The following is a 26,542-nucleotide window of genomic DNA, read 5'->3' on the forward strand; positions in this document are numbered from 1 at the left end:
GCGTATCAACTCTAACAAAATCCTAATCTCGCTAACTCAGATTTGTCCCATTGTGTGCTAAAGCAGATATATGCACCATTTCTATGCACTGCTCTTTGACTGAAATTATCTAATACATTTACTATGAAACCATACGTTTATCAATTCAGTAACGATTCTAAATGGCAACTATACCTTTAAACGAAATCTACCAACACAAACTAAATTTTCTTATCGGTGCTGGAGCCTCTAGTGGTCTATTTCCTACCCTATGGCTCCCTCTCAAAGACTTTGATGATGAAAAAAAGAACGAAACAATTGAAACACTCGCAACTAAGCTAGCTCATCTTGGGGAACAATATAAGGATCATCATGCTTTGCTGTTTATGTACTACTACGAAAACATTATCGAGCCAGTCTGTAAGTTTCAGCTTAGTGACGTCCATATTCCTCATGATGAAGAATGTACAAACGACGATCAGTGTAAGGTCTGTGAAAAAATAGAACTAAGAAAAGAGACTATCGAAAATTATGAAGTCTTCATTGACTCTATTGTAAGGCTGTTACAGCAGAAGAATGACTTTCAAAGACGTTGTAACCTTTTCACTACTAACTACGATGGCTGTGTACCATTAGTAGCAGACAAGCTTATTAAGAAAGGGAATCTTGAATTCTACATCAATGACGGTTCAAGTGGCTTCCTCGAAAGAACTCTATCAGCACGCAATTTCAATAATTACGTTTGTCAATCTGGTGTATTCGGACGAAACTCATCTGATATTCCACAAATAAACTTTATCAACCTGCATGGCTCTGCTTATTGGCGTAAATTAAAAGACACAATCAAGGTTGATTATAATTTTCTTGATACTGCGGTGGTAATCCCAGAAGAAGCTCGCGATAACCTTAAACAGCTAACTGATATTCTCAACGATAAAACTAAAACAACGCAAGATCTACTTGCTCTCAATGTGGAGCTTAATAAGGATATTCGAACAGAATTTTGGGAATCCTATGACAAACTCCCTATTGTCAATCCTACCAAATGGAAGTTTCATGAAACTGTCTTTGAGGAGCATTATTACCAAATGCTTCGCTTACTAAGCTATCGCTTGGAAGAGCAAAATTCGATTCTAATTAGTTTCGCATTTTCGTTTGCTGACGAGCACATCCGCAACTTGATTAAACGTTCACTGTCCAACTCCAAACTACAAGTATTCATTTGCTGCTTTAACGACAAAGAGCATGACACAATGTGTGGATACTTTGGTGGTTACAAAAACGTCACATTAATCAAATTTGACGGTGAAAATTTAGACTTCACTAAGTTCAACAAAGAAGTATTCAATGCTGATTTACTTAGGGATGACGAATAAATGGGTATTAACGTCGGTGAAGTCGTTGCGGTTCGAGGTACTCAAGTCACTCTGCGCATCTATGATGAATCAAGCTTGGAAACTATGTATCACGATGGAAAGAAGTACAGGGGTGTTTCTATACGTGAATATATTGGCGTTAAGCGTGGCTTTTGCACCATTGTTTGCATCATTGAGGGAGAATATCTTGATGAAAAGCGATTTGAACTAGAAGACAACAAAATTCAATATATCCGCAAGGTAGAAGCCAAACCCATAGGTTACTTTGAACAGAGTAAGTTCAAAGACGGTATTAAACTAATGCCGATGATCAAAGACAAATCTTACCTGCTCAACGAGCGCCAAGTGGTCAGCATTTTTAGTCAAGGAACAGATGGGACATTCAATATTGGAAAAATGTTGAAAGAAGATCTACCTGTTTCACTTCCTTGGAACAAGGTTTTTAATAGCCACATTGGTATTTTTGGTAACACTGGTAGTGGTAAATCCAACACGCTAACTAGGCTGTATGCTGAGTTATTTTCCAATTTTGAAGAAAATCTGAAAGATAAGAGTCAGTTTCTCTTAATTGATTTTAACGGTGAATACACTGGTAACCAACTCATCAAGGATCCTGACAATAAGAGAACGTTCAACCTAAGCACTGGTAAAAAAGTAGGTGAAAAGTTGCCGTTGGCTAGTGAGCAGCTTTGGAGTACTGAAATATTAGCCTTGTTATTTCAGGCAACTTCGAACACACAGACACCGTTTATTAACCGTGTTATTGAGCGAAGGAAAAAAGACAAAGATAAAGGTGAGAGCTTAAAAGACTACATTATAGGAACGTTTTACTTATGCTTTGTCAATCCAGCACAAAGTAGAGATTCATTGGTTCATCTTAAAGTAATAGCAGAACACCTTTCAGACGCCCCTCTCATTCACAAGCTAAATGACTTGTTTTGGTATGATAAGAGCTCAAAGTTTGCGTGTAAAATTGTAGGGAGGCAAAACTGGGATTTTTTTGACTCCCAAGAAGATTTTGGTAACAACATAAGGCCAATATTAAACCGTTTAGATATAACAGAAATTGACGCATTAGATGAATTGGTGGTGCGAATTAACGTTCAACTACTTAGAGACTTATCATACGGACATATCCAGTTTGACCACATTCAGCCTCTATTGAAGAGAGTTGAAAGTGCTGTGAATGACCTACGAAAAATCTTTAACGTCAAAGAAAATGTAAATGATGAGTTCAAACTACTGAATGTTGTTTCATTGAGAGGATGCAATCAAGCAACCAAGAAAATAGTGCCTTTGCTGTTGGCGAAGATGTTTTATCAAGAACACAGAGATAATGTCAAAACGCCACCTCAAAATACGTTGCATTTCATTATTGATGAAGCACATAATATTTTGTCGCAGCAGTCAAATCGTGAGCACGAGATCTGGAAAGATTACAGGCTGGAGATGTTCGAAGAGATTATCAAAGAGGGGCGTAAGTTTGGGATGTTCCTTACACTATCAAGCCAGAGACCAGCAGATATTTCACCAACGATAATGTCTCAGCTTCACAACTTCTTTATCCATAGGCTTGTAAATGACAAGGATTTGTTCTTAATTGACAACACAATTAGTACGTTAGATCGAATGTCAAAAAGTTTGATACCGAACTTATCGAAGGGCGCATGTGTTGTAACTGGCACTGCTTTCGATTTGCCAATTGTAATGCAAGTAGATTACATTGAGAGCAAAGAAAGCCGTCCTGCTAGCGATGATGTTGATCTTGAGGAACTCTGGGGACTCACAGATAAAAAAGAGGAATAACGCAGTTTAGCGTCGTAGATGTTATTCAGTGCATTAGTAGCACTGTTGTATTTACTCATAAAAGTTAGCAAAGAAAGTTTAATGAAATTTCGAAGTGACCCAATACTAAAGTTTTTATTTATTAAACAATTAAATGTTATTTGATTTACTCGGATTAGGCATCTGGATCCACCTTCATTGAGCATTTTTTGGGGGCTCCCATTGAGCATTTATGGCCATATCTATCAATGATTTCTAGCACACTTTTCCTCATTATGGGCTTTGTTGATTAGATAGGTAGAAAATCGTTCCCTTTTGACTTACTTCCTCTCATCAAGGTACTCGAATGATACGGTCAAGTTATCCAATCAACCACAGTTACTTCTTTATTTAGGATTGAGTTACTTATTTATTTAGGATTAGACTGCTTGATTATCTCTGAGTTTAACTCCAATTCATCCGTTTATCTTGAGCTATCCTCATCAACATTGTGGTAAATGGCTAACTATGTATAGTAGTGAAATGCACCATAAGGAAGCTTCACACATGGTTGAATTTGTTAATGGCTAATTTTGGTTTATGTTTAACCCTAAGTGTTAGTGTATTGGTTGCAGTGAGATATCACGTTAAATCGGTCTTACGCCAATACAACAAAGAAGATAGACCTCTTTAAATATTTACAATGTTTGTTAGTGAGCAGGCTGTTGTAGCCAATAAAACAGCCACCATTCGGTGGTTGTTTTATTTTTTTAAAGGGCTTACGTCATACCTTTGTCCTACTCTATTGTAAGTGAGTAAGTAGCTTTCTTTAGTCGATTACGCTCTAGTTTGATGTTTATGTAATAAAACACTTGACCAGTGGTCTTAGCGTGCTGTATAGTTGGAAATATTGCTGCTGAAGCCATTTTGTGATATGTTGGTTGTAATTTCATATCTAATGAGTTTTCGAGTGATTAATATTCAAGTCCCCCTTATCCAAAATTCAAGCTGGTGTAGTACAACCTTTTTACCGCTGCCATTGGTCAATGACTTTCCCACTCCTGTGGTAAACAACTTTTGATTAATAGAAATGAGGGGGCCGATAGTAAAGGATATTATTCCTATGCTCTCACTACTCTTAACTGTGATTTATACCCAGAATTAAAAGTTAGAGTTAGTGGTGAAGGTGAGATTGAGCCTTATGCTCCGTCTCGCTCTAAGAAAAAAGAAAACAAACTTCCTCAGATCGTTACTTCTCTAGGTAAATTGGTATACCCACAAAACCTCTATCTAACAGTCTACGCTCGTAAGACCCAGTCTATTGCTACTCGTGCCCAAGCCCTGCTGATGTTTACTCGATGGCTTGATTTAACAGATAAGTCTTACTGGGATGTATTTGCAGATCCTTCTGATGGTGTTGGGTGTGAATTTGCTGATTTTCTTGTTCGGTGTGTTATCGGTGATCATGAAGCAGGGTTAAAGCTCGCCTTGTCTACAGCGAAGACGTACATGCGATTTGTTGTCGATTTTTACAAATGGATGAATCGAGAAGGTGTACTAGTTTGGTCTGATAAAGTAAAACCGTTTGAATTCACACTGAAGCGAATACCTCGTAAATCTAACAAGAATGTAGATATGTTGAGCCACACAAAAAGAAATTATGAGATTGTGGTTCAAACAACTAGTGTCATGAATAAGTTCCCTCGCTCCGCAAAAGTCCCACCACATAAGAAACTGAAGCCATTACCAGAGTATGAATTAGAGGTTCTCGACACTTATATAAATCGAGCTGAGTTTTCGGTGCGTAATCGACTAATGATTGAGTTGGCTTACAAAGGAGGGCTTAGAATTAAAGAAGTTGCCTCATTGAACGAAGGGGCAATCTATCAACCATCTTTAGGCGAGGTCGAGTGCGAACTAGCGCTAAATACATCAAATGGTGTCCAAACTAAGAATGACCTTTCAAGAGTCACTAAAATACCAGCATCTCTAATGACAGAACTCTATGACTATAAGATTTCAGAAGGTAGACAAAGCATAGTTGATTCGTTAGGCACGCTGTCCGAGGGGAGCCAGTTTGAGCCACGCTTATTTCTCAGTAATAGAACTCTCCTAGGGTCAATTCGCCCAAATACAATTCAAGGAATTTGGTCAGATCTGAGATCTGAAATTCGACTTGTTCACACAACTTGGTACTACAGGTTCCATGATTTACGAGCAACTTTTGCAACAGATTTTCTACTGCAAAAAGTGAGAGATTCTGACTTGCCATTGGACTTCTTTTTCAGCGAACTGAAAAGCCTTATGGGACACAGCGAATCAACAGACACTATGGTTTATATCGATTTTTTAAAAGACCTAAAGCTCTACAGGGAAGCCGCATTGAGAAGGAATCAGGAAGCACAGGAGGCTGCTCATGGCGAAAAGTAACATTTCGGATTTATACGTTTCTGACCTTGATAAGAGAAAAGAATCTCCATATGACAGTGATGTTTTAAAATACACCAAGCAAGGTGTTAGTCGGAAGGTTGATATTGCATGCCTAGACCATGTATTTGCTGACGTTGAGCAACCGAAGGTTAAGTGCGGTGTAAGACTAACCTTGGTTGATAAGCTGAAACGACAAATTAAACAGCACTTTGAGTTAGGCAGAGTTAGTACGGGGCAACAAGTATTCTATATCTTACGGTCATTTATTCGACACGCAGATAGGCAGCAACTTGAAACATTCTCTAAAGAATCATGGAAGTCATATTTTGGTGCAAAGGGATATATGTGGAGGTTGGTTGAATCCGCAGAGCGTCAGCATAACCACCCCTACATGTACGATGACGGACAGGTAGAGGGCATAACAGAAAAAACTGCCGCTGGAAAAAAGAGACTTCTGAAGTATGCCCTCTCTGAAATAAATTTAGATGTTTTTGATTGGGACAAAGGCTTAAAAAACTTTTCAGTTGCAGGGATGCCTAAAAAGGCGCTAGAAAATTTTAGCAAAAATGAACATGAAACAACACTCAGACGCTTGCATGATAAGTTTTTCTTACTTACTCCTATCTTAATTGCAGAGCAAGAGTCGGGGCGTTTTTCCGATGATTCAAAAGGCATTGTCTATAGCATAGTTAAGAATACACTTAGCTCGAAAAAACAAAATATTGATGTGGAATTACTGTTTCTAGAAGGTATGACGCTCAATCAAGTACTTAATTTTACAATGGAAATTGGTTATCACCTCTTTTGCCATTATACGGCTTTCAATGACTCTGTAGTTACATCCGTTCGAAGACCAATTGAATTTATAAAGGAAAAATCTGAAGGGAAAGTTTCAAAATACGCCATCATTAAAGGCTTTAAAGGTCGAGCTGCGAAGGAGGTTACAGGGGTTATTGGCGAATCTGAATTAGAGGAAGTCTCTGCACGAGTAGATAAACGGACAGGGGCTGCATTTCTGAACATGCTGCTGAAGCTATCATCAAAATTTAACCCTGATGAGTACGGCTTGTTGCTATATCAGCGAGATAATGAAGGCTTACTTAAAGAACTTAAAACTGACTTTAAAAATGATAACGTTCCACGAAAGTTAGAGCTATTTGCGGATAAGCGTGTCGGGTTAGCGGAAAGGTTGGCGGAGAGCATTAATTCGCTTTGTGAACACAGTTATGTTGAGCAAGTCAAAAGGGTTGTTGATGATGAGGGTATTAGGCGTATTTCAAAGTCTAAAAAGTATTACAAACCTACCAGCAATCAACATACCTCATTGATGCTACGTCTCTCTGTTGCGTTCATGCAATGCTTCACGGCTCAATCATTAAGATATGCTCAGTTGCCACTGCTATATTCAGCACCTGATGAGAATGGGAAGATCACAGTGACGTGTACCTCAGTATTGATAAGCTCAGAATCAGAAGGAGTTCAGAACGCTGTGATTACCTTTTATTTTGATGAGGTATTTTTACCAGCTGTTCAAAAAATAGAGAGCTGGGCAACAGAAAGAAACCCTCTATTTAGAAAACGTAAAAAGGGCAATCAGCACGCTTCAAAATCAAGTATTGATAATTCAAATTATAATATTGATCCTGCCAAGGGAGTGTCTTATTTATTTCCAGAAGGACGGATCGGTGAAACTAGCTTCTTTAACTCGTATCCCGCTACTGCAAATTTTCTGTCGATGATAGGGCTCGCACCTAGCCACTTCTTTTGCACATTAAATTCTACACGATTCCGAAAAACTGTAACGGATAATGAGTATCGATATGGTTCTGAACTTACAGTTATGGCTATCCTTCAGAACTCTAAAAGAGTGTTTGAAAAGCACTATGCTAATGGTCATCAGGGGCTAAATAACGAGATTATCGCTCAAGCATTAGATGTAATTGAGCTGGTTATGAAAGGTGTAGAGCTTGAAGATGCGAAGCAAAAGGTTAGGGATAACTGGAAGGTTGAAGTGCTCTCTTTTGATGAATACAAGAAAAGAGGGAAAGCAAGTAACCCCAATGGTACGTGTTGCGATGGTAAGCCAGAGTTCGAAGGTCAAGAGGATAAGCTAGCTCAGGCAGCAGCACAAAAAATGGGAGTCATAGATGACTCATCAAAACTCCATTGCTATCAATTTGATAAATGCCATGAGTGCCTCAATGCCAAACTGGTCGATGAACCTAATCAGGTCTATAAACTTTTGTCATTTATAGAGTCACTAATTGATGCTGCTGATCTTCATCCTGAAAATGAGGAGCTGGAAGAGCGAATCGAGTCATTTGAAGAAATCGTATCTCAAAACATCTCAGAAAATGTTCTGAAAGAAGCTGAGGCTTTGCTTGAGGCGAATGGTCGTTATTTTTTGTATGGATAGAATGATTTAGGAACACTATGAAAACTATTAAAACAGCGAGTGGCGCAAAAGTTAGCTTTGAAGAATTTGTTGAAGATATCGATACTGATTATGTTGATGATGTACTTTTACCAGCAATTGAGCGTGGAAATTGGGATGAGTTGGAATCTCTCTCGGTAATTAGTGATTCTGAATTTCCCGTGTTGTTTAAGCAAAATGTATGGGATCTAAGCCAGATAGGTGACGGCTATCAAACAAATCGCCTGCTATTTAACCACTCAACAAGGAAAGGCTTTGATGGTTATATTTTGCCAAGAAATATACGCAATGAAATCAAGTGCTTTGCTGCTGTAGAACTGCTGACAGATTACGGTAAATATTCATATACATCGATTGTTGATACGGTTAGCAAGCTCACAGTGATAGCCAAACATGCTACAGAAATTGGGATTACTAGCTTTTCTGATATTGATGAAGATGCCATATTTCGACTTCAAGAGAGCGGTCTGAACATTAACGTTAAGGGGAATAAAGTCTTATCTGCGATTAACAGGTTGGTTCAGTGCCAAGAGTCATTGCCTATCCAGATTGAGATAAATAAATCGTTGGAGCCGAAACATTTTAGCTTGCCAGTGTCACCGCCTGATCAACACTTTGCTATCCCATTCAGGATTTACTTTGAAATGGTGAATTGCGCTATTTCCCAAATCAGTGAAGCATACAAAAATAGAGTAGAGCTTGAAAATGCAGTTGAAGTTTTCCTGACTCATTCGAGTTCAGTAAAGTCTGAACTAATGAGAAAAGTTAGAAGAGGTGAGTTGTCACTGGAAAGCGCCATTCCAAGTGATTCTAAAGCTAACAATATCCGAGAGGTGTTTGAAAGTGAAGGTATTCCAATCATTGACAATGAGCATGAGCCGTTGTGGGAGGATGTTTGGGCAAGTTGTGTTGGCGCAAACTGGAATGGCTCTAAAGCTAGAAGTATCTGGGACGATTTTCTGGTTAAAATTGGCTCGAAGTCTATTCGAGCTAGGTCTGAGTTTTCAGAGTATATTCGTGCTCTTAATTCCAATGCGGCATTTTTAGTGATGGCATTAAGTGGTATGAGAATTGGTGAGCTTTTTGGAATATCTCCCGTGTATGGTGCTCAGGATCATATTAAAATAGGAATTAATACCATTTATGCGCTTACAACAAAGCAGGAGAAGTTGACTCTAGATTCTCAGACTGCCGATGACGTCTATATAACAAATCGGACAGGCTTTAGGGCTTTTCATGTTCTCAACGCTATCCATCGACCTTATCGAAAGCGCTTTGAAAAAGGTTCCAACAGTACCTTCTTTGCTGCCTTAACAGAGGTGTACCACCCAAGACCTATTGAAAAGGTCGGATTAGGACGAACAATTAGAGAGACCATAAAGCGTTTATACAAAGATACATTTGTTTTGAATTCTAATGATTTAGATGCCCTTAGGGCATCTAATCCAGAACATAGCAGACTTCCTGAAGTTGGTGATAGTTTTCTTTATACAAACCACCAATGCCGAAGAAGTTTTGCGTTCTACCTGATTGGTCTAGAGTTAATGGACTTCCCACAGTTAAAGCAACAATTGGGTCATATATCCATTGCTATGACACGTTGGTACGCAAAAAATGCACACTCATTGAAGAAAATTTTTGGTGAAATTAAAGAGGAAAGAGAGGAGCGTTCAGCTAGAGTAATGTCTCGCACCTATAACAAGTTAGCAAACAAAGAGCGCTTGGCTGGAGGGTTAGGTAAAAATCTTTTGAAGGAAGTTATTGAGAATGCTAGCTTTTTTGACCAAGGCATTAATGGCAGAAAACTTTCACCTAGATTTTGGAAAGAGGAAATCAGAACTGGCAAGGTGCATGTCCATGCGATTGGGAGGGGTATGTACTGTACAAAGAGGCAGTGCGCAATGAGAGCTGCTATTGATCTTTCAGAATGTACTGATTGTGGCTGGGATATTATTGAAAATGCAAGTGAGGCGGAATCTATACGAATGACGGCTATGAGAGACCTACTAATTTTACAGGAATCGGGGGAGCTTAATGGCAGTTCAGCTTCGAAGTATGTGATGGACATACGCTCGGCAGAGAAAATCATGTTTGATATAAACTTCCCATATGAAGTCTTTGAGATACCAGATGATATCTCTCAGTTAATCCCTGTACAAAACATATAGAGGTAAATATGGCACGTAACAAGGATGCTTCTCGTAAGGCACTACTCGATGCAATCTCTAGAATTAAAGAGCAGACCTACACGCATAAAGATCTGAAAAAGAAAAGTGTTGTAAAACTGAACAAGTCAAATGTCGAAAAGGAAGCTGGGCTATCTGTTGGCGCTCTTCGTCATCACCCTGATATTGTTAAGTTGATAGAGAAACCTAGCCCTAACAAGAATCATAGTGATGATGTAGCGAGCTTGACTGAAAAGGTTGATAAACTGAAGGTTTTAAATGGAGAGCTAAAAGCCGAGAATGCGCGTGATAAAAAGGATGCAGAGCAAGCAAAACACACCCTAAAAGAGTATCAGTCTGAGTATCATCAAACAGTAACAGCTTTGTTCTTTAAAATACCGTTCAATGAAAGAGAGGAGGCAATAAAGTCACTTGATGACTTCTCTTTGAACGGAGAAGTAACGAATATAAATGAATATAGGCGTAAGTAGCGCCTATCTAACTAGCTCTGGAAACTTTACTGACACTTCAATAAAGCCAATTTTGCGTGCAACTTTCGCTGCTGCATCAATGGTTTTGAATTTTCTAGCATCATCTCCACGTTGTGGAGTAACGATGTATTGTGTTGACTTGTTTTTCCCTTGTAGCATTAGATTCCAATCTGTGCCAAATGCTTCTGGAACTACAATGGCTTTGGTTAATTCACCTGCTTGAAATCTGATTTCAAGCTCTGCTTGTTGCATATCGAGTGCATCCAAATAATTCAATGAATATCACTACTATACGACAAAGATTGGAATTAATCAGTATAGAGTTGTGATTCATCAAAATCTAAATTTGATTTCAGTGTCGTTTATCTATAACGAAGTATCAAGATTGGGAATTGATGTGGATTAAGTAAGTTGTTTAGTAATGGTGCCAGCAGAATCGAACAATAGAAAAAGGCGCTAATTGCGCCTCTATCATTCATTCTACTTAGCTCTTATAGAGACTCAGTGAAAGTACGTGCGATAACGTCACGTTGTTGTTCTTGAGTTAGAGAGTTGAAGCGAACAGCGTAACCCGATACACGGATTGTTAGTTGAGGGTAGTTCTCAGGGTTAGCTACTGCATCTTCTAAAGTCTCACGTTTTAAGACGTTCACGTTCAAATGCTGGCCGCCTTCGATCTTCGCTGGGACTTCAATAGCAACGTCACGAGATTCGTATTCGCCTAGATCTGCTGATGGAACTACTTGGTCTGCTTCGTAGCCTTCAACTGCAACAACACAACGTGCTTCGTTCTTTTCTGTATCTAGCAACCAGATTGAGTTAAGTAGAGAATCGTTAGCTGCTTTAGTGATTTGGATACCTTGGATCATATGGATTTCCTTTTAATTTTTGATTTGATTTTTATGACTTAAAGCGTAACTCTAAGTGCTGACTTCTTAAAAAACATGACTAATAAAAAATATGAGATTGTTTTCTCTTTATGACTATCAAATCCATTGTTGAGAAAGGGTTTGATGCGATTAAGTCATACTTTTTAGTAGTTAGGCTTTCCAATATTACAAATGTTGGCCACCTTCGATGCGTGGTGCTGCTTCGATTGCAACTTCACGGCTTTCGTACTCGCCTAGGTCTGCAGCTGAGATAACTTGGTCAGCTTCGAAACCTGCAGTAGCAACAACACAACGAGCTTCATTCTTCTCGCTATCTAGTAGCCAGATTGAGTTTAGTAGGTCATCGTTTGCTGCTTTAGTAATTTGAATACCTTGGATCATAACTATCTCCTAGTCCACTGAATGTGGTTTGATTATGGTGTTAACTTTCGATTTTTATTGAGCTGGGTAATATATACCTAATATCAGTAAGGTTAACATTGATTTAAGTCAAAAAACAACCAAAAACCATATTTTTACAAAGGTGATTATATTGAGGTAAATCAATAAAACCTTTGAAAACAAAGTAATCACAAAATATTTTAAAGTATAAAAAATATTTAACAGTCATATTTGTTGTAAGTTTACTACATTTGTTGTGTTTTTATTGAACTGCAATCGATACGACCCTTTATTTATTAAGCATTCTGAAAGTGTAAAGTGATTTAATGACAAACAATAATTCATCCTCAAAACCGGAAACAAATATTAAGTTTATTGGCGCTCATGTGTCGGCTGCTGGTGGTGTTGATCAGGCACCTATGCGTGCACGTGAAATAGGTGCTAATGCGTTTGCACTGTTTACCAAGAACCAGAGACAGTGGGCAGCAAAACCGCTAGAAGCGAAAACCATTAGTGCCTTTAAAGCCAATTGCAAAATGTTGGGCTTCGGTGCTGAGCACATTCTTCCTCATGACTCTTACCTTATTAACCTAGGAGCACCAGAAGAAGAGAAGCTGGAAAAATCACGTGCGGCTTTTATTGATGAAATGGAGCGTTGTAATCAACTTGGATTAACGCTTTTGAATTTTCATCCTGGGAGTCATTTGAAGAAAATCTCAGAAAGCGAATGTTTGGCGAAGATCGCTGAATCGATCAACCTAGCTCATCAAGCTGTACCTGATGTAATCGCGGTGATCGAGAATACGTCTGGGCAGGGCACTAATCTTGGTTGGAAGTTTGAACATCTAGCCGAGATTATTGAGCAGGTAGAAGATAAGTCACGTGTTGGTGTGTGCTTAGACACCTGTCATACGTTTACTGCTGGCTATGACTTACGTACAAAAGCGGCGTGTGAGCATACTTTTGCTGAGTTCGACCGCATTGTGGGTATGCACTATCTAAGAGCAATGCACATCAATGATTCAAAAGCTGAGTTCGCGAGCCGAGTCGATCGACACCATTCTTTAGGAAAAGGCGAAATTGGTTGGGATTGTTTTGAGTATATTGGCTCAGATTCTCGCTTTAATGGTATCCCTCTTATCTTGGAAACCATTGATTCGACGATCTGGAAAGAGGAAATTCAACAACTTAGAATGTTTCATCGCTCAGCAACGCTAGCGAGCGAAGAAGCGTAATATAGAGGGGGAAATTTATTTCCGTCTATTTCTAATAATTGGCATCTTTCTTTCATAGTATTAAAGTGAATATGTAGTTCACGATGTCTTAGAGGAGGTGCCTTTATGTATTCAATCACCCAAACTTCAACTGTTGCTGTTGCAAGTCGTTTACCAACACCAAACCGTCACGTGCATAACCACGGACACCATCGAACACAGCAGAAAAGTGGTTAATCGAGATAAACACAACTTGAACTGATTATTATGATTCATCAACAAGTGAACCCTACACATCATGTTTATTGATAGCTGTATGAGGTATAACTAGAGCCTTATTTAGGACAGTTAGCCGATACAGCTATTTTTTTGTCTGGCGAAACCTAGAAACCTTGATGATTGGGAAGTAAAACGATGAGCGCACCAAAGACTTGGGAATCCATTATTAATGATGAACGTGATAAAGAGTACTTTCAGAGTGTCCTCGCGTTTGTTGAACAGCAACGTAATAGTGGCAAAACAGTCTACCCGCCACAACATCAGGTGTTCAGTGCCTTTGATATGACGCCTTTTGGGTCTGTACGTGTGGTTATCCTTGGGCAAGACCCTTATCACGGCGCTAACCAAGCTCATGGCTTAGCATTTTCTGTGTTACCTGGCGTTAAAATCCCACCGTCTCTGCGTAATATGTACAAAGAACTCGCACAAGATATAGAAGGCTTTGAGATCCCTAGTCATGGCTACCTCGACACTTGGGCATCGCAAGGGGTGTTAATGCTGAATACGGTACTAACCGTAGAAGAAGCAAAAGCACACTCACATGCTAAGTGTGGTTGGGAAATCTTTACCGATACCATTATTGCTGAGCTCAACCAGCGTTCTGAGCCGATTATCTTCTTACTGTGGGGCGCGCATGCCCAGAAGAAAGGTCAAGCGATTGATGCAGATAAACACCATGTGTTGGTCGCACCTCATCCATCGCCATTATCAGCACGTCGTGGTTTCTTCGGTTGTCAGCACTTCTCAACAACAAACAAGCTACTTTCTTCTATGGATCAACAACCTATTGACTGGCATCTACCAATAGAAGTGTAGGTTGGTGGTTTTCTGAGCAGGGTCAAATCATAAAGCAGCATATTCGTATACACTTGTAAATAGTAGGTGTAATGGAGTGCAATACTATGATGATTGAAAGGATAAGACGAGAGCATGGCTATATGGCTCGTTTACTCGCGATACTCAACAGTAAGTTAGAGTTTCTGAAACAGGAGCGAGAAATAAACTATAGCCTGATCGCAGAGGTGGTTCATTACCTGATGAACCATTCAGACAAAGTGCATCACCCTAAAGAAGACGTCATTTACCGCTACTATCTCAAGCAGTATGGCAGTGACCAAGTGATTGAAGACTTGGAGTTAGAGCATCAACTGCTTTCTGAGAAAACGGCAGACTTTTTAGGTTTGGTCGATATGATCCTTCAAGATGCGGTGGTTCCTCAGCAAGTCTTTATTGAGCAGCTTGAAGCGTTTGTTAAGGCTCAGAGAAAGCACATGGAATATGAAGAGAAGCATGTGCTCCCCATGATTTTAGAGGCGTTCACGGTGAAAGATTGGCAAGAGGTGGAGTCTCAATGGCTTCAACCCGAAGATGACCCTATCTTTGGAGAGACGATTGCTGATCAATACCGCCAGCTTGCAGCTCGTGTACGACAAAATGAACAAGAGTGCGTTTAGCGCGGTGTAATGTTGAAATGCGTCTATTTTTAGTTGCCTTCTATATTAGAGGGCTGGTTTCCAAATGACGCTTTGAGCGGGTGAAATACCTCACAAAATAAAAAGGCACCTATACAGGTGCCTTTTGCCATCTGATTTCTTATCGTGCTGATTAAAGCTTTATATCGTCAAGGCTAAAATCAAGACCTAGATTCATCTCTCTTAGCTCTTTCTCAAGCTGTCTACGATCGTTGATGGCTTCGATTTCACGCCACTTACGCTTGAGTGGTTTCGAGCGTGATTTTTGAGTTACACGAGGCATTTCTAGTTCTGATACTTCATCGAATTGAAAGCTATCCATAAGCCATATCTCCTTCCGTGGGACTAGTTCTTACGAACCAATAAATATCATATTTAGGTTCACAATAACTTTGATTTGTTTCTCATTTGTTTCAAGTTCATGAAGTTTTTGTTCTGTTTTCTTATGCATGCTCACACATTGCGAGAATTGCTATGTACAAAAAACAAGCAAACAAACCTAAGTAAACGATTAAATTGGGGGTTATTGAATGTTAATTCATTGTGCGAATGGAATAGCGTTTTGACTACAATGCATTTAAGTGCGTATGGTGCCGTGCGGTATAGGGATATCATTGGCCTAGAAAAAAACGAAGATCTTCACTATACCTTGTAAAACCTAGGCTGACGTCATTTTTATGGGATGATGTTCTTGTTGGGGCGGTGCTGTGGCTGTTGTTGATATTATGTCCCGATGATGTGACTTTTATTGGACTGTATTGTTGAAAGTTGTGTTAACAAAAGGTGTGTTATTAGTGAAATGTCATTTTAATATAAGTGTATTTGCATATTGATTTTTAGGCCGTCTCGCTGCATTATCCGCCCGTCAAAAAATACACTGATACGTAAAATGGATGCATGAAGCGACATTTACAGTCTCAATCGCTGCAAGAATATAACAAGAGTGCCGACACAACATTGACAGAGGCATAGGCGATTAAGAGGAAGGCTAGGAAGCATGATCGGTGCTTAAACTCAATTACGAGGTTCACGTGACAGACTTAATCAATTTGATGAACGATCTCCTTTGGGGATCTATCTTAGTTTACTTACTGGTTGGTGTGGGTATCTACTTCACTGTACGACTAGGCTTCATTCAATTCCGCCATTTCGGCCACATGTTCTCTGTTCTTAGAAACAGCCGTAAAGCAGACAGTGCTGGTATCTCTTCTTTCCAAGCTCTTTGTACTAGTCTCGCTGCTCGTGTCGGTACGGGTAACATGGCAGGTGTTGCTGTAGCTCTAACCGCTGGTGGCCCTGGCGCTATCTTCTGGATGTGGCTAATCGCAATGCTAGGTATGGCAACATCGTTTGCAGAAAGCACACTGGCACAGCTATACAAAACGCGTGACAACGACGGTAACTACCGCGGCGGCCCTGCATACTACATGGAGAAAGGCCTAGGCATGCGTTGGATGGGGGTTCTATTCTCTATCTTCCTAATCATTGCATTCGGTCTTGTATTCAACGCGGTTCAAGCAAACGCGATTGCAAGCGCAATGAACACAGCATTTGACCTTGAGCGCAGCTACGTTGGTGTTGGTATCGTAATTATCTCTGCATTCGTTATCTTCGGTGGTATCCGTAAGATTGCACGTACAGCAGAAATTATCGTTCCAATCATGGCATTGGCTTACCTAGCGATCGCTATGTACGTGATGTTCACAAACATTGAGAAAGTGCCTGAAGTACTGGCTCTTATCTTCAAGAGTGCATTCGGTCTGCAAGAAGCAGCGGCGGGTGGTTTAGGTTACGCAATCGCACAAGCGATGATTAACGGCATCAAACGTGGTTTGTTCTCGAACGAAGCGGGTATGGGTTCTGCGCCAAACGCAGCAGCTTCTGCTACGCCTTACCCACCGCATCCAGCATCACAAGGTTACGTGCAAATGCTAGGCGTGTTCATGGATACCATTGTTATCTGTTCAGCAACAGTAGCAATCATCCTGATGTCTGGTGAGTATGTACCACACGGTGAAGTAACAGGTATCGAACTAACGCAACGTGCATTAACCGCACAAGTTGGCGAATGGGGCGGCATCTTTGTAGCGGTAGCGATTTTCTTCTTCGCTTTCACTTCAATCATTGCAAACTACTCGTACGCTGAAACGAACCTTATCTTCCTTGAGCACAACAACAAGAAAGGCCTAGTGCTGTTCCGTATTGTTGTTCTGGGTATGGTTATGTTCGGCTCTCTAGCGACACTACCAACGGTATGGGCTCTGGCTGACGTATCGATGGGTTTAATGGCGATTGTTAACTTGGTGGCGATTATCCTGCTATCGGGCATCGTGATTAAGCTAGCGAAAGACTACAACCGCCAACTAGACGCGGGTAAAGTACCAACATTCGATTCGAATGACTTCCCAGAGCTTAAGTCTCAACTGGAAGACGGTATTTGGGACAACAACAAGAAGTAGTCTTGTTGGAGCGATAAATCGCTCATCCTAAAACGATTAGAAAGGCTAAGGTTTCGACCTTAGCCTTTTTCTTTGTCTGTTATTTGTCTCATTCTGTCTACCAAAGCTCATTCCCCCTATCGAAGCTCATTCTCCCTATTAAAGTAATAGGAATAGTCATAAAGACAAGTTGATGTTTTTTCTATACTCTAGCTGCATCCAGTTAGATAACCGATTAGGGTAAAGTTATGTTAGTTGTCGTTTCTCCAGCCAAAACACTTGATTACGAATCACCAATAGCGACTGAACGCTTTAGTCAGCCTGAGTTTGTTGAACACTCTGCTGAGTTGATTGAAGAGTGCCGTAAGCTGACGCCAGTGGATATTTCTGCACTGATGAAAGTCAGCGATAAAATCGCAGGGTTGAACGTAGCGCGCTTTGAGCAGTGGAGCGAGACCTTTACCCAAGACAACGCACGCCAAGCAATCCTAGCCTTTAAGGGCGATGTATACACTGGCCTAGACGCTGAAACGCTATCGGATGAAGATTTTGACTACGCACAAAATCATCTGCGCATGCTTTCTGGCCTATATGGTTTGCTTAAGCCGTTAGATTTGATGCAGCCTTACCGCCTAGAGATGGGCACACGCTTAGCGAATGCTCGTGGTACTAACTTGTACCAGTTCTGGGGCAATATCATCACAGACAAGCTGAATGAAGCGTTGAATGCCCAAGGCGACAATGTGTTGATCAACCTAGCGTCTAACGAATACTTTAAAGCAGTGAAGCCGAAGAGCCTTGATGGTCAAATCATCACGCCAGTTTTTAAAGACTGCAAGAATGGCCAGTACAAAGTGATCAGCTTTTACGCGAAAAAAGCGCGTGGCATGATGGCTCGATACATCATTGAGAACAAAATCGATTCAGTTGAAGCGTTGACCAAATTTGATACCGCGGGTTACTACTTCGTTGAAGAAGAGTCGAACGCGAAAGAGTTGGTCTTCAAGCGCGAAGAACAAAACTAGACGTTATTGATTAATGGTCGTCACGCTATACGGCGAGATACCCACTAGATAGAAAAAGCCCCATGCAGCGAACTGCATGGGGCTTTTTATTGAATCGTTGAAAGCGTTAGATTACTTGTTCTTAACGGCTTTCTTTTTCTTAGCGATTTTCTTTTTCTTAGCAATTTTTTGCTTCGCTACTGCTTTCTTGTCTTCTTTCTTCGGTTTCTTCTTCTTCGTTACCGCAGCTTTCTTGTGCGTTGGACGCATGCCTTCGATGAAGCGTTCTTTGATCGCATCTTCAGTGTAACGAGCCACACGTTCAATCATTAGCTGATCGTGTGCTTCAATGATAGAAACCGCGTTACCTTTTTTACCTGCACGAGCCGTACGGCCGATACGGTGTAGGTAGACATCTGCTGTACGTGGCATGTCGTAGTTAATAACGTGGCTCACATCTGGAAGGTCGATACCACGAGCTGCGACGTCCGTTGCCAGCAGTACGTTGATAGAACCATCGCGGAAACGAGCAATAGCGTTGTTACGACGATCTTGAGGCATTTCACCTTGGATCCATACACATGGGATCTGTGCACTTTCTAGTTGAGCTCGAAGATCACCTAGGCGGTCACGAGTTTTCAAGAAGATGATGCTGCGTTCAGCTTGCTCTGTGATGATATGTTTTAGGATATCAAGTTTGTGTTTCGCTGAATCGGCGCGGTGATACCATTGAGTGATCTTCTTACGTTCACGAAGTGATGATTTCGCATCGATCTCCGCTGGGTTTTTCAGCAGATCTTCAGTAAAACCTTCAATGCCTTTACCTTCTAGCGTTGCTGAGAACAGTAAAGTTTGCTTACGCCAGCGACATTCTGCTGATAAACGGTCCACAACCGGGCCAAAGCCCATGTCTAGCATGCGGTCTGCTTCATCCAGAACTAACCATTCAATCGCACGACAATCGAAACGCTCACCTTCAATGTATTCCATCAAACGACCAGGTGTTGCGACTACGATATCCTGAGTTGTACTTAAGATATCTGCGTGCTCTTGGTACATCACACCGCCCGTGATCGTGAAGATATTTAGGCTAGTGTATTTAGCAAGCTCACGTGCTTGTTCGGTGATCTGCATTGCTAGCTCACGCGTTGGCGTCAGGATAAGCATACGTGCAGGGCCAGATTTCTTACGTGGGAAATCCAGTAGGTATTGCAGTGCTGGCAATACAAATGATGCTGTTTTACCAGTACCTGTTGGCGCAGAAGCCAAAACGTCTCTTCCATCTAACGCTTGTGGGATTGCTTCAGCTTGTATCTGTGTAGGGCGTTCGTAGCCCATTTCGTCAATTGCTTTAAGCAGCTCTTGGTTTAGATCGAGTTCTGCAAAGGTTCTGATCACTGTTGTTTCTCCACAAGCAATAAATGTTTCTGCCTCAAAAAGCAGACGATAAAAAAGAGTAGTCGGACATTATAGAAGCATTAGTGATTAGGATCACATGGTATTTGCTACATCTTGAGATAAAAATCTTTAGTAAGGGCAATAAATGCCTCGCTATAACCGCCATCGTGATGGATCGTAAGCGATTCACGCTTCAAATCTTGCTCGCAAGCAGGATCTTTAGACAATTCAAACAGAACTCGAATTGCCGGTTTTTTGTCGGTTGTTTTCACATCAAGGCGTTTTGCTAGGTACCAACCACATTGCTCGGCAAGTTTGATGAAGCCTTCTCCCTCTGGCGTTGGCAGTATGAAGCTGGCCGTCGCAGAGTCGGTTGTTATCTCGAAGCAGCGCTTCGCAAGATCAAAGTGATCTAAGCTGTCTGTGTGTCTGGCGGTGGCTCTTTGGCTTTGTTGAGCCTGTTCTCCAGAGTTGAAGTAGGGCGGGTTACAGATGATTGCATCAAACCTTTGTGGAAAATCCGCCGTTAACACGCTGCCGTGATGAAGGGATATTCTATCTTGCCAAGGCGACTGCTCAATATTGACTGTGGCAGCATCAATGGCGTGTTGATCAATATCTATCGCAGAGATTAAAGCATCCTCAAAACGCTGCGTAGCCATCAAGGCCAACAAACCTGTTCCTGTTCCAATATCGAGTACACATGATCTTTGTGGCAGGCTTACCCACGCGCCAAGTAATACGCCATCGGTACTGACTGGCATGCCGCTTTGCCCGCCGTAAATTGAGAATTGCTTAAAATTGAAGCTTTTAGTTTGCACTGTTTTGTCTTTCATTAATGTTCTGAGTATCGAGATATTTTAAGTGATTAGCTCTAATGTTAACCGCTTGTATGGATCAATGTTCTGCTTTAGAAGTTATTGTTGTGAATTGTGGTTAGTTTATAATTGTGGCTATTTTTCTATAGCTAGTGGAATCCACTGCTTTTTGTTCTCATATGCAAATTTATATGGTGTTTTTGTGTGGTGACTTGCAGCTAGCCAGTTGTTTCGTCATTATGCGCGACTATTTTATAGATTGATTGGCAGCCTTGAGCTGTAACATTCATGTAAGCACAACATAAATTCATAAATATAATTAAGGATTATCTGTGAAACAGAGTCTAAAACTAACAGATATAATGGCATTGGGCTTTATGCTTTTTGCGTTTTTCTTGGGTGCGGGTAATATCATCTTCCCACCTCTAGCTGGTCAATTAGCCGGTGATCACTTCCTTCCAGCGATGTCTGGTTTTCTGCTGACTGCCGTTGGTCTGCCGTTAATCACTATCGTCGCTGTGGCAGTGGCTGGTGGCTCTTGGGGTCACTTAACTAAAGATCTTCCTAAGAAAGCTGCAACCATTATGGCTGTGCTGATCTTTATCATTATCGGTCCTGCATTTGCTGCACCGCGTACTGGCCTTGTTGCTTATGAGATGGCGGTGAAACCGTTCTTCATCGATGCCTCTCAAGCTCACCTAACTCTTTTTTCGATTGCATTTTTTGTCGTAGCGATGTTCTTTTCATGGTCGCAAGGTAAGCTTATTGACGTAATTGGTAAGGTACTAACACCTGCACTGTTTGTTGGTTTGGTTGTACTGGCAGTTGCTGTGTTCGTTAACCCACAAGGCGACATTCTTGCGGCTCACGGTGAGTACATTACTCAGCCACTGACCAAAGGTTTCCTTGAAGGCTACAACACCATGGATACGTTTGCTTCGTTGATGTTTGGCATGCTGATTGTTGATGCGATTCGCAGCAAGGGCATTACTGATCGTGCAGCGACGACTAAGTACCTAATTAGCGCGGGTTGTATTGCCGCGGCTGGTCTAGCGTTTGTTTACATCTCTCTGTTCTTCTTGGGCGCAACAAGCGCAACAGTCGCAGCGGGTGCGGACAATGGCGGTGCTATCTTAAGCCTTTACGTTCAATCACTGTTTGGCCCATCAGGTCAGCTAGTGCTTTCAGTGATCGTATTACTGGCATGTCTAACAACGGCGATTGGCCTTGTTTCAGCATGTTCTGATTACTTCAGCTCGCTAACGCCTTTGTCTTACAAGACTTGGGTAATCATCAACGGTGTAGCTTGTGCAACCGTAGCGAACGTTGGCCTTTCTCAACTGATTTCTCTGTCTGTTCCAGTACTGTTTGCACTGTACCCAGTCGCTATCGCGTTGGTTGCTCTGACGTTCTTGCGTAGCCGTTTCCCTAATCCAAAAGCGGCTTACCGCGTGGTGGTATTAGTGTCTCTACTGTTTGCTCTAATTGATGGCGCTAAAGTAGCGGGTGTGGATGTATCTGCACTGAAGATGCTGCCACTGTTTGAGATTGGTATGGGTTGGTTGCTTCCAACAACTGCTGCAATCATCTGCATGTTCTTTGTTGGTAAATCAACAGAACAAGAGATGGCTGAAGAGACTGTTTAATCTTCCGTTGAGATTAGATTGTCCTTCGAGATGAAATAGAAAAGGCCTCATTACTTCGCAGTAATGAGGCCTTTTTGTATTCTGTGGCCTTTTTATATTTAGCTAGTTACTTAGCTGGGGGCACTTCTGTTTGGTTATAGCTTTTCGCTGTACTCAACCAGTACTTGCTCAACCCAACTTGCGATACGGTCGTCGCTAAGCTCGTATTGTGAATCTTCATCAAGCGCCAAACCAACGAATTGAGATTGGTCTTCCGTTAACGCTTTAGATGCTTCGAACTCGTAGCTGTCATCGTTTGGCCAGAAGCCAACAAACTCAGCACCCGCGGTTTTCAGTTCATCATGCAATAGCCCCATCGCATCTAGGAACCATTCACCGTAGCCTTCTTGGTCACCTAAACCAAACAGGGCTACAACCTTGCCTTTCATTGGCGTGGTTGCGATGTCTTCCCACAGTTCATTCCAATCTTCTTGGATTTCACCGAAGTCCCAAGTCGAGATGCCTAGCAATAAAAGGTCGTAGTCCGCCATCAATGAAAGAGGGGTTTCTTTCACGTTATGGATATCAACTAGGTCTTCACCAATAATGCCGCGAATTTTCTCTGCTGCCATTTCTGTGTAGCAGGTGGTTGAGCCGTAAAATAATCCAATTTTCATAGCAAACGTTCGATTTTAATTTCAGATGGCGAATTCTAACCATAAATCGACTTCGATTGCAGCGATTATCCGCTCAAGTCGTAATTTTTATGGCATTCATATTTGCTCTGGCATACTCTCAAAACAGTTTCCAATATTGTGAGTAACACTATGCAGTCGCCTCAAGGGCAGAGCGCAGACCACGGTCTCGTTGAGCAGTTTTTAGATGCTATGTGGATGGAGCGAGGATTATCGGAGAATACACTCATCTCTTATCGTACCGATTTATCCAAGTTATTAGCCTGGATGGAAAAGAACAATTACCGCCTCGACTTCATTAGCCTTTCAGGTTTACAGGATTATCAAGGCTGGTTAGCCGATGCCGATTTTAAGCAGACTTCCCGTGCTCGCATGTTGTCGGCGATTCGTCGCTTGTTCCAATATTTACATCGCGAGAAAGTAAGAGGTGATGATCCAAGCGCCTTGTTGATCAGCCCTAAACTGCCTCAACGCTTGCCGAAAGATTTGAGCGAAGAGCAGGTTGATGCTTTGCTTGAAGCGCCAGATCCGAACGATCCGATTGAGCTTCGCGATAAGGCGATGCTTGAGTTACTATATGCAACCGGTTTGCGTGTGACAGAACTGGTTAGCTTGACGATGGAAAACATCAGCCTAAGACAAGGCGTGGTGCGTGTTATTGGTAAGGGTGGCAAAGAGCGCTTGGTGCCAATGGGCGAAAATGCAGTGGATTGGATAGAGACTTTTATTGAACAAGGTCGTCCACATCTACTTGGCGAAAAGAGTTCTGATGTGGTTTTTCCGAGTAAACGCGCAAAGCAAATGACCCGTCAGACGTTCTGGTATCGTATCAAGCACTACTCGGTCGTCGCTGGGATCGACACAGAATTGTTGTCACCACACGTCTTGAGACACGCTTTTGCGACGCATTTACTGAACTATGGTGCAGATCTAAGGGTCGTACAGATGTTACTTGGGCATAGTGACTTATCGACAACCCAAATTTATACTCACGTGGCGACTGAAAGGCTGAAGCAAATTCATGCGCAGCATCACCCACGTGCTTAAATCCATTTATTTTTAAGGTGAACTTAATGAGCGTATTACGCCGTCTTCCTCTATTAGCGCTTCCTCTCATGATTACTGCATGTAATGCATCAGAAGCGAAAGTAGAAACAACATCAACAGCCGTAGAAGCTGCTCCAGCTCAAGCTATTGATACAGCTGCGTTAACGAAGCGTTTTGAAAAAATCGGTATTAAGGTCGATAAGATTGTTCCCTCGGATATCGACGGTCTTTTAGAGGTTCAAACCAACAGCGGCATTATCTTTTCTTCTCCAGAGGGTGATCACTTCCTAGCTGGTACACTTTACTCTTTGGATGACAACGGTAAGTTCAGTGATGTTTTGGCTGAGCGTCAAGCTCCGTTGAATGCTGAAAAAGTTGCAGCGATGTCGGATACGGTTATTGAATATAAAGCCGATAACGAAAAGTATGTTGTGACGGTATTTACTGACATTACGTGTGGCTACTGTGTTCGTCTGCACAGTCAAATGCAGGGCTACAACGATCTGGGTATTACTGTTCGTTATATGGCTTACCCACGCCAAGGTGCGACAGGGCAAGTTGCCGATCAAATGGCAGCAATCTGGGCTTCAGATGATCCAAAAACAGCGATGCATGATGCTAAAGTCAATCGTCAAATGCCAGCGTCTGGTAAAGACCTAGCAGAGCAAAAGCAGATCATTGCTAAACAGTATCAATTGGGTCGTGAGCTTGGCATCAATGGCACTCCGGCTATCGTGCTAGCAAGTGGTGAATTGGTGAGTGGTTACTTACCGCCAGCACAACTTCTTCAACGTTTAGAGCAATAATCTCGCTTCTGTATTGCCAATTTATCCCCCATGTTTTTGATTTAAGGAGTGGCCTGATTGATATCGGGCCCATTTTTATATGATAGAGATCCAACGCCGTCCTGAGGTCGACATTTCAGTCTTACCTGCTCACTTACCTGACTTGTTAAAGCGCATTTATGTGAGTCGCGGAATCGACAGTGCCGACCAACTAGAGACAGCAGCGAAAGGCTTGCACTCTTATCAAAAACTGGGTGGTATTGATGCTGCGGTTGAGCTGTTGTTCAAAGCGATTCAGCAGCAAAAACGCATTATCATTGTCGGTGATTTTGATGCTGATGGCGCAACCAGTTCCGCTTTGTCGGTGTTGGCACTGCGTATGCTGGGCAGTTCGAATGTCGATTACTTAGTACCAAACCGCTTTGAAGATGGCTACGGCTTGAGCCCGGAAGTTGTTGAACAAGCGATTGAGATTGGTGCCGAAGTGATCATGACCGTGGACAACGGTGTCTCTTCGATTGACGGTGTTCGCTTCGCTAAAGAGCAAGGCCTTGATGTGCTGGTTACTGATCATCACTTACCGGGTAATGAACTGCCAATCGCTGATGCGATGGTGAATCCCAACCTAGAAAGCTGTGCATTTCCTTCAAAAGCACTAGCGGGTGTGGGTGTGGCGTTTTACCTGATGATGGCGCTGTGTGTTCATATGCGTAAATTGGGTTGGTTCGCACAACATGGCATGACAGAACCAAAGTTGATGGAGCTGATCGATTTGGTTGCGTTAGGTACCGTTGCCGATGTGGTACCACTCGATGAAAATAACCGTATTTTGGTTCATCAAGGTTTGCAGCGTATCCGTGCAGGCAAAGCGCGCCCAGGTATTCAGGCCTTGATTGAAATTGCTAAGCGAGACGCTAAGCGTTTGGTCGCTTCTGATTTTGGTTTTGCACTCGGCCCGCGTATCAATGCGGCAGGACGATTGGATGATATGTCGTTTGGTGTTGAGTTGTTGATGAGCAATAACATTCACGCTGCACGTCGAATGGCCAGCGAGTTAGATGGTTTGAACCAAACACGTAAAGAGATTGAAGAGGGCATGAAACAAGAAGCGATGGCTTTTTGTGAGCGGCTTGAGTTTGGTAAAGACGACCTGCCTTCTGGTCTAGCTTTGTTCCAGCGTGATTGGCACCAAGGTGTGATTGGTATTTTGGCTTCGCGTATCAAAGACAAATACCACCGACCAGTGATCGCATTTGCTGATGGTGGTGAAGGCAGTATTAAGGGGTCATGCCGATCGATTCCGGGTTTGCACATGCGCGATGCGCTTGACCGAATCGACACTCAAAACCCTGGCTTGATCTTGAAGTTTGGTGGCCATGCGATGGCGGCCGGTTTGACCATTATGGAAAAAGACTTCGAGCGATTCAGTAAGATGTTTGATGACGTAGTGCGCAAAGAGCTCGGTGAGACAGCGTTGAAGGGCATCATCTTGTCTGATGGCGAACTGTTACCAGAAGAGTTCTCAATGCACACCGCTGAAACGTTGCGTTCAGGTGGTCCTTGGGGACAAGCGTTCCCTGAACCCATCTTCGACGGTGAGTTCAAAGTATTGCATCAAAAGTTGGTCGGTGAAAAACACCTTAAATTAATGCTAGAACCTTTATACAAAGGTCATCCAACCAACGTAATGATCGATGGTATTGCCTTCAACGTTGATTTACGTCGCTGGCCAGATGCGTCCGTGAAAACAGTGAATCTCGCATTTAAGCTGGATATCAACGAGTTTCGTGGCAACCAATCGTTGCAGTTGATGATTGACCATATTGAAGCGAAATAGTTGAAGTCAAATAGCGTTAT

At 41.9% G+C, this 26,542-nt stretch carries 21 protein-coding genes and 1 pseudogene; 15 read left to right on the forward strand and 7 right to left on the reverse strand.

The genetic code is table 11. The annotated features are described in order from the left end of the window. The first annotated feature begins 161 nt into the window (after positions 1–161). From ITG09_02945 to ITG09_02970, 6 genes are all read left to right on the forward strand, one after another. On the forward strand, positions 162–1,355 hold the full coding sequence (locus tag ITG09_02945; GenBank protein ID UPR52624.1) for a hypothetical protein: 1,194 nt from the start codon (positions 162–164) through the stop codon (positions 1,353–1,355). Further along, the gene (locus ITG09_02950) at positions 1,356–3,161 is read left to right on the forward strand and encodes an ATP-binding protein (GenBank protein ID UPR52625.1); all 1,806 of its coding nucleotides are present in this window, start codon (positions 1,356–1,358) and stop codon (positions 3,159–3,161) included. A gap of 1,035 nt (positions 3,162–4,196) precedes the next feature. Further along, positions 4,197–5,549: a site-specific integrase gene (locus tag ITG09_02955; protein ID UPR52626.1), complete on the forward strand. Its 1,353-nt coding sequence runs from the start codon at positions 4,197–4,199 to the stop codon at positions 5,547–5,549. Continuing rightward, the gene (locus tag ITG09_02960; protein UPR52627.1) at positions 5,536–7,965 is read left to right on the forward strand and encodes a hypothetical protein; all 2,430 of its coding nucleotides are present in this window, start codon (positions 5,536–5,538) and stop codon (positions 7,963–7,965) included. Before ITG09_02955 ends, ITG09_02960 begins: the two co-directional genes overlap by 14 nt. Before the next feature lie 17 nt (positions 7,966–7,982). After that, on the forward strand, positions 7,983–10,151 hold the full coding sequence (locus ITG09_02965; GenBank protein ID UPR52628.1) for a site-specific integrase: 2,169 nt from the start codon (positions 7,983–7,985) through the stop codon (positions 10,149–10,151). Positions 10,152–10,159: 8 nt separating this feature from the next. Then, on the forward strand, positions 10,160–10,639 hold the full coding sequence (locus ITG09_02970) for a hypothetical protein (protein ID UPR52629.1): 480 nt from the start codon (positions 10,160–10,162) through the stop codon (positions 10,637–10,639). A 3-nt stretch (positions 10,640–10,642) separates the two neighbouring features. Here ITG09_02970 and ITG09_02975 read toward each other — a convergent pair whose 3' ends face one another. The 3 genes and pseudogenes from ITG09_02975 to ITG09_02985 form a co-directional block, all read right to left on the reverse strand. Next, a complete protein-coding gene (locus ITG09_02975) occupies positions 10,643–10,891 on the reverse strand; it encodes a plasmid replication protein RepB (protein ID UPR52630.1) in 249 nt (82 codons plus the stop codon). Positions 10,892–11,130: 239 nt separating this feature from the next. After that, complete coding sequence (gene grcA / locus ITG09_02980; GenBank protein UPR52631.1) at positions 11,131–11,508, reverse strand: autonomous glycyl radical cofactor GrcA; 378 nt, start codon at positions 11,506–11,508, stop codon at positions 11,131–11,133. A gap of 189 nt (positions 11,509–11,697) precedes the next feature. Further along, positions 11,698–11,910, reverse strand: a pseudogene (locus ITG09_02985) (autonomous glycyl radical cofactor GrcA). A 326-nt stretch (positions 11,911–12,236) separates the two neighbouring features. Here ITG09_02985 and nfo point away from each other — a divergent pair. The 3 genes from nfo to ITG09_03000 all read left to right on the forward strand — a co-directional run bounded on the left by nfo (position 12,237) and on the right by ITG09_03000 (position 14,857). Beyond that, the gene (nfo, locus tag ITG09_02990; protein ID UPR52632.1) at positions 12,237–13,145 is read left to right on the forward strand and encodes a deoxyribonuclease IV; all 909 of its coding nucleotides are present in this window, start codon (positions 12,237–12,239) and stop codon (positions 13,143–13,145) included. A 393-nt stretch (positions 13,146–13,538) separates the two neighbouring features. Continuing rightward, positions 13,539–14,219 carry a uracil-DNA glycosylase gene (gene ung, locus ITG09_02995; protein ID UPR52633.1) on the forward strand — a complete coding sequence of 227 codons (681 nt, stop codon included), beginning with the start codon at positions 13,539–13,541 and terminating at the stop codon, positions 14,217–14,219. A gap of 86 nt (positions 14,220–14,305) precedes the next feature. Then, positions 14,306–14,857, forward strand: a complete 552-nt coding sequence (locus ITG09_03000) for a hemerythrin domain-containing protein (GenBank protein UPR52634.1) — start codon at positions 14,306–14,308, stop codon at positions 14,855–14,857. Between the two features lie 151 nt (positions 14,858–15,008). On the opposite strand, the gene ITG09_03005 is transcribed toward ITG09_03000, so the two are convergent. Continuing rightward, a complete protein-coding gene (locus tag ITG09_03005; GenBank protein ID UPR52635.1) occupies positions 15,009–15,197 on the reverse strand; it encodes a DUF3545 family protein in 189 nt (62 codons plus the stop codon). A gap of 709 nt (positions 15,198–15,906) precedes the next feature. On the opposite strand from ITG09_03005, the gene ITG09_03010 reads away from it, so the two are divergent. After that, complete coding sequence (locus ITG09_03010; GenBank protein UPR53575.1) at positions 15,907–17,334, forward strand: alanine:cation symporter family protein; 1,428 nt, start codon at positions 15,907–15,909, stop codon at positions 17,332–17,334. 227 nt (positions 17,335–17,561) lie between these two features. Continuing rightward, positions 17,562–18,338: a peroxide stress protein YaaA gene (yaaA, locus tag ITG09_03015; GenBank protein ID UPR52636.1), complete on the forward strand. Its 777-nt coding sequence runs from the start codon at positions 17,562–17,564 to the stop codon at positions 18,336–18,338. A gap of 111 nt (positions 18,339–18,449) precedes the next feature. Here yaaA and srmB read toward each other — a convergent pair whose 3' ends face one another. Further along, positions 18,450–19,715: an ATP-dependent RNA helicase SrmB gene (srmB, locus tag ITG09_03020; protein UPR52637.1), complete on the reverse strand. Its 1,266-nt coding sequence runs from the start codon at positions 19,713–19,715 to the stop codon at positions 18,450–18,452. A gap of 107 nt (positions 19,716–19,822) precedes the next feature. Next, positions 19,823–20,551: a methyltransferase gene (locus ITG09_03025; protein ID UPR52638.1), complete on the reverse strand. Its 729-nt coding sequence runs from the start codon at positions 20,549–20,551 to the stop codon at positions 19,823–19,825. 314 nt (positions 20,552–20,865) lie between these two features. Between ITG09_03025 and brnQ the strand changes: the two genes are divergently transcribed. Continuing rightward, a complete protein-coding gene (brnQ, locus tag ITG09_03030) occupies positions 20,866–22,179 on the forward strand; it encodes a branched-chain amino acid transport system II carrier protein (protein ID UPR52639.1) in 1,314 nt (437 codons plus the stop codon). Positions 22,180–22,313: 134 nt separating this feature from the next. On the opposite strand, the gene fldB is transcribed toward brnQ, so the two are convergent. Beyond that, positions 22,314–22,835: a flavodoxin FldB gene (fldB, locus tag ITG09_03035; GenBank protein UPR52640.1), complete on the reverse strand. Its 522-nt coding sequence runs from the start codon at positions 22,833–22,835 to the stop codon at positions 22,314–22,316. 150 nt (positions 22,836–22,985) lie between these two features. Here fldB and xerD point away from each other — a divergent pair, with 150 nt between their 5' ends. The 3 genes from xerD (at position 22,986) to recJ (ending at position 26,522) form a co-directional block, all read left to right on the forward strand. Further along, positions 22,986–23,900, forward strand: coding sequence for a site-specific tyrosine recombinase XerD (gene xerD / locus ITG09_03040; GenBank protein ID UPR52641.1), 915 nt, complete (start codon positions 22,986–22,988; stop codon positions 23,898–23,900). 26 nt (positions 23,901–23,926) lie between these two features. Further along, positions 23,927–24,706, forward strand: a complete 780-nt coding sequence (locus ITG09_03045; protein ID UPR52642.1) for a thioredoxin fold domain-containing protein — start codon at positions 23,927–23,929, stop codon at positions 24,704–24,706. Between the two features lie 79 nt (positions 24,707–24,785). Then, positions 24,786–26,522 carry a single-stranded-DNA-specific exonuclease RecJ gene (gene recJ / locus ITG09_03050; GenBank protein UPR52643.1) on the forward strand — a complete coding sequence of 579 codons (1,737 nt, stop codon included), beginning with the start codon at positions 24,786–24,788 and terminating at the stop codon, positions 26,520–26,522. Positions 26,523–26,542: the final 20 nt, after the last annotated feature.

This window comes from Vibrio cyclitrophicus, from assembly GCA_023206055.1.
Classification (GTDB): domain Bacteria; phylum Pseudomonadota; class Gammaproteobacteria; order Enterobacterales; family Vibrionaceae; genus Vibrio; species Vibrio cyclitrophicus_A.

Bases quoted from the DNA above. Each gene is read 5' to 3' on its own strand.
- recJ (UPR52643.1), top strand. From the start codon at position 24,786: ATGATAGAGATCCAACGCCGTCCTGAGGTCGACATTTCAGTCTTACCT.
- yaaA (UPR52636.1), top strand. From the start codon at position 17,562: ATGTTAGTTGTCGTTTCTCCAGCCAAAACACTTGATTACGAATCACCA.
- ITG09_03000 (UPR52634.1), top strand. From the start codon at position 14,306: ATGATGATTGAAAGGATAAGACGAGAGCATGGCTATATGGCTCGTTTA.
- ITG09_03005 (UPR52635.1), bottom strand. From the start codon at position 15,197: ATGGATAGCTTTCAATTCGATGAAGTATCAGAACTAGAAATGCCTCGT.
- ITG09_02950 (UPR52625.1), top strand. From the start codon at position 1,356: ATGGGTATTAACGTCGGTGAAGTCGTTGCGGTTCGAGGTACTCAAGTC.
- grcA (UPR52631.1), bottom strand. From the start codon at position 11,508: ATGATCCAAGGTATCCAAATCACTAAAGCAGCTAACGATTCTCTACTT.
- ITG09_03025 (UPR52638.1), bottom strand. From the start codon at position 20,551: ATGAAAGACAAAACAGTGCAAACTAAAAGCTTCAATTTTAAGCAATTC.
- fldB (UPR52640.1), bottom strand. From the start codon at position 22,835: ATGAAAATTGGATTATTTTACGGCTCAACCACCTGCTACACAGAAATG.
- nfo (UPR52632.1), top strand. From the start codon at position 12,237: ATGACAAACAATAATTCATCCTCAAAACCGGAAACAAATATTAAGTTT.
- ITG09_02970 (UPR52629.1), top strand. From the start codon at position 10,160: ATGGCACGTAACAAGGATGCTTCTCGTAAGGCACTACTCGATGCAATC.
- ITG09_03045 (UPR52642.1), top strand. From the start codon at position 23,927: ATGAGCGTATTACGCCGTCTTCCTCTATTAGCGCTTCCTCTCATGATT.
- ung (UPR52633.1), top strand. From the start codon at position 13,539: ATGAGCGCACCAAAGACTTGGGAATCCATTATTAATGATGAACGTGAT.
- ITG09_02965 (UPR52628.1), top strand. From the start codon at position 7,983: ATGAAAACTATTAAAACAGCGAGTGGCGCAAAAGTTAGCTTTGAAGAA.
- xerD (UPR52641.1), top strand. From the start codon at position 22,986: ATGCAGTCGCCTCAAGGGCAGAGCGCAGACCACGGTCTCGTTGAGCAG.
- ITG09_02960 (UPR52627.1), top strand. From the start codon at position 5,536: ATGGCGAAAAGTAACATTTCGGATTTATACGTTTCTGACCTTGATAAG.
- ITG09_02975 (UPR52630.1), bottom strand. From the start codon at position 10,891: ATGCAACAAGCAGAGCTTGAAATCAGATTTCAAGCAGGTGAATTAACC.
- ITG09_02945 (UPR52624.1), top strand. From the start codon at position 162: ATGGCAACTATACCTTTAAACGAAATCTACCAACACAAACTAAATTTT.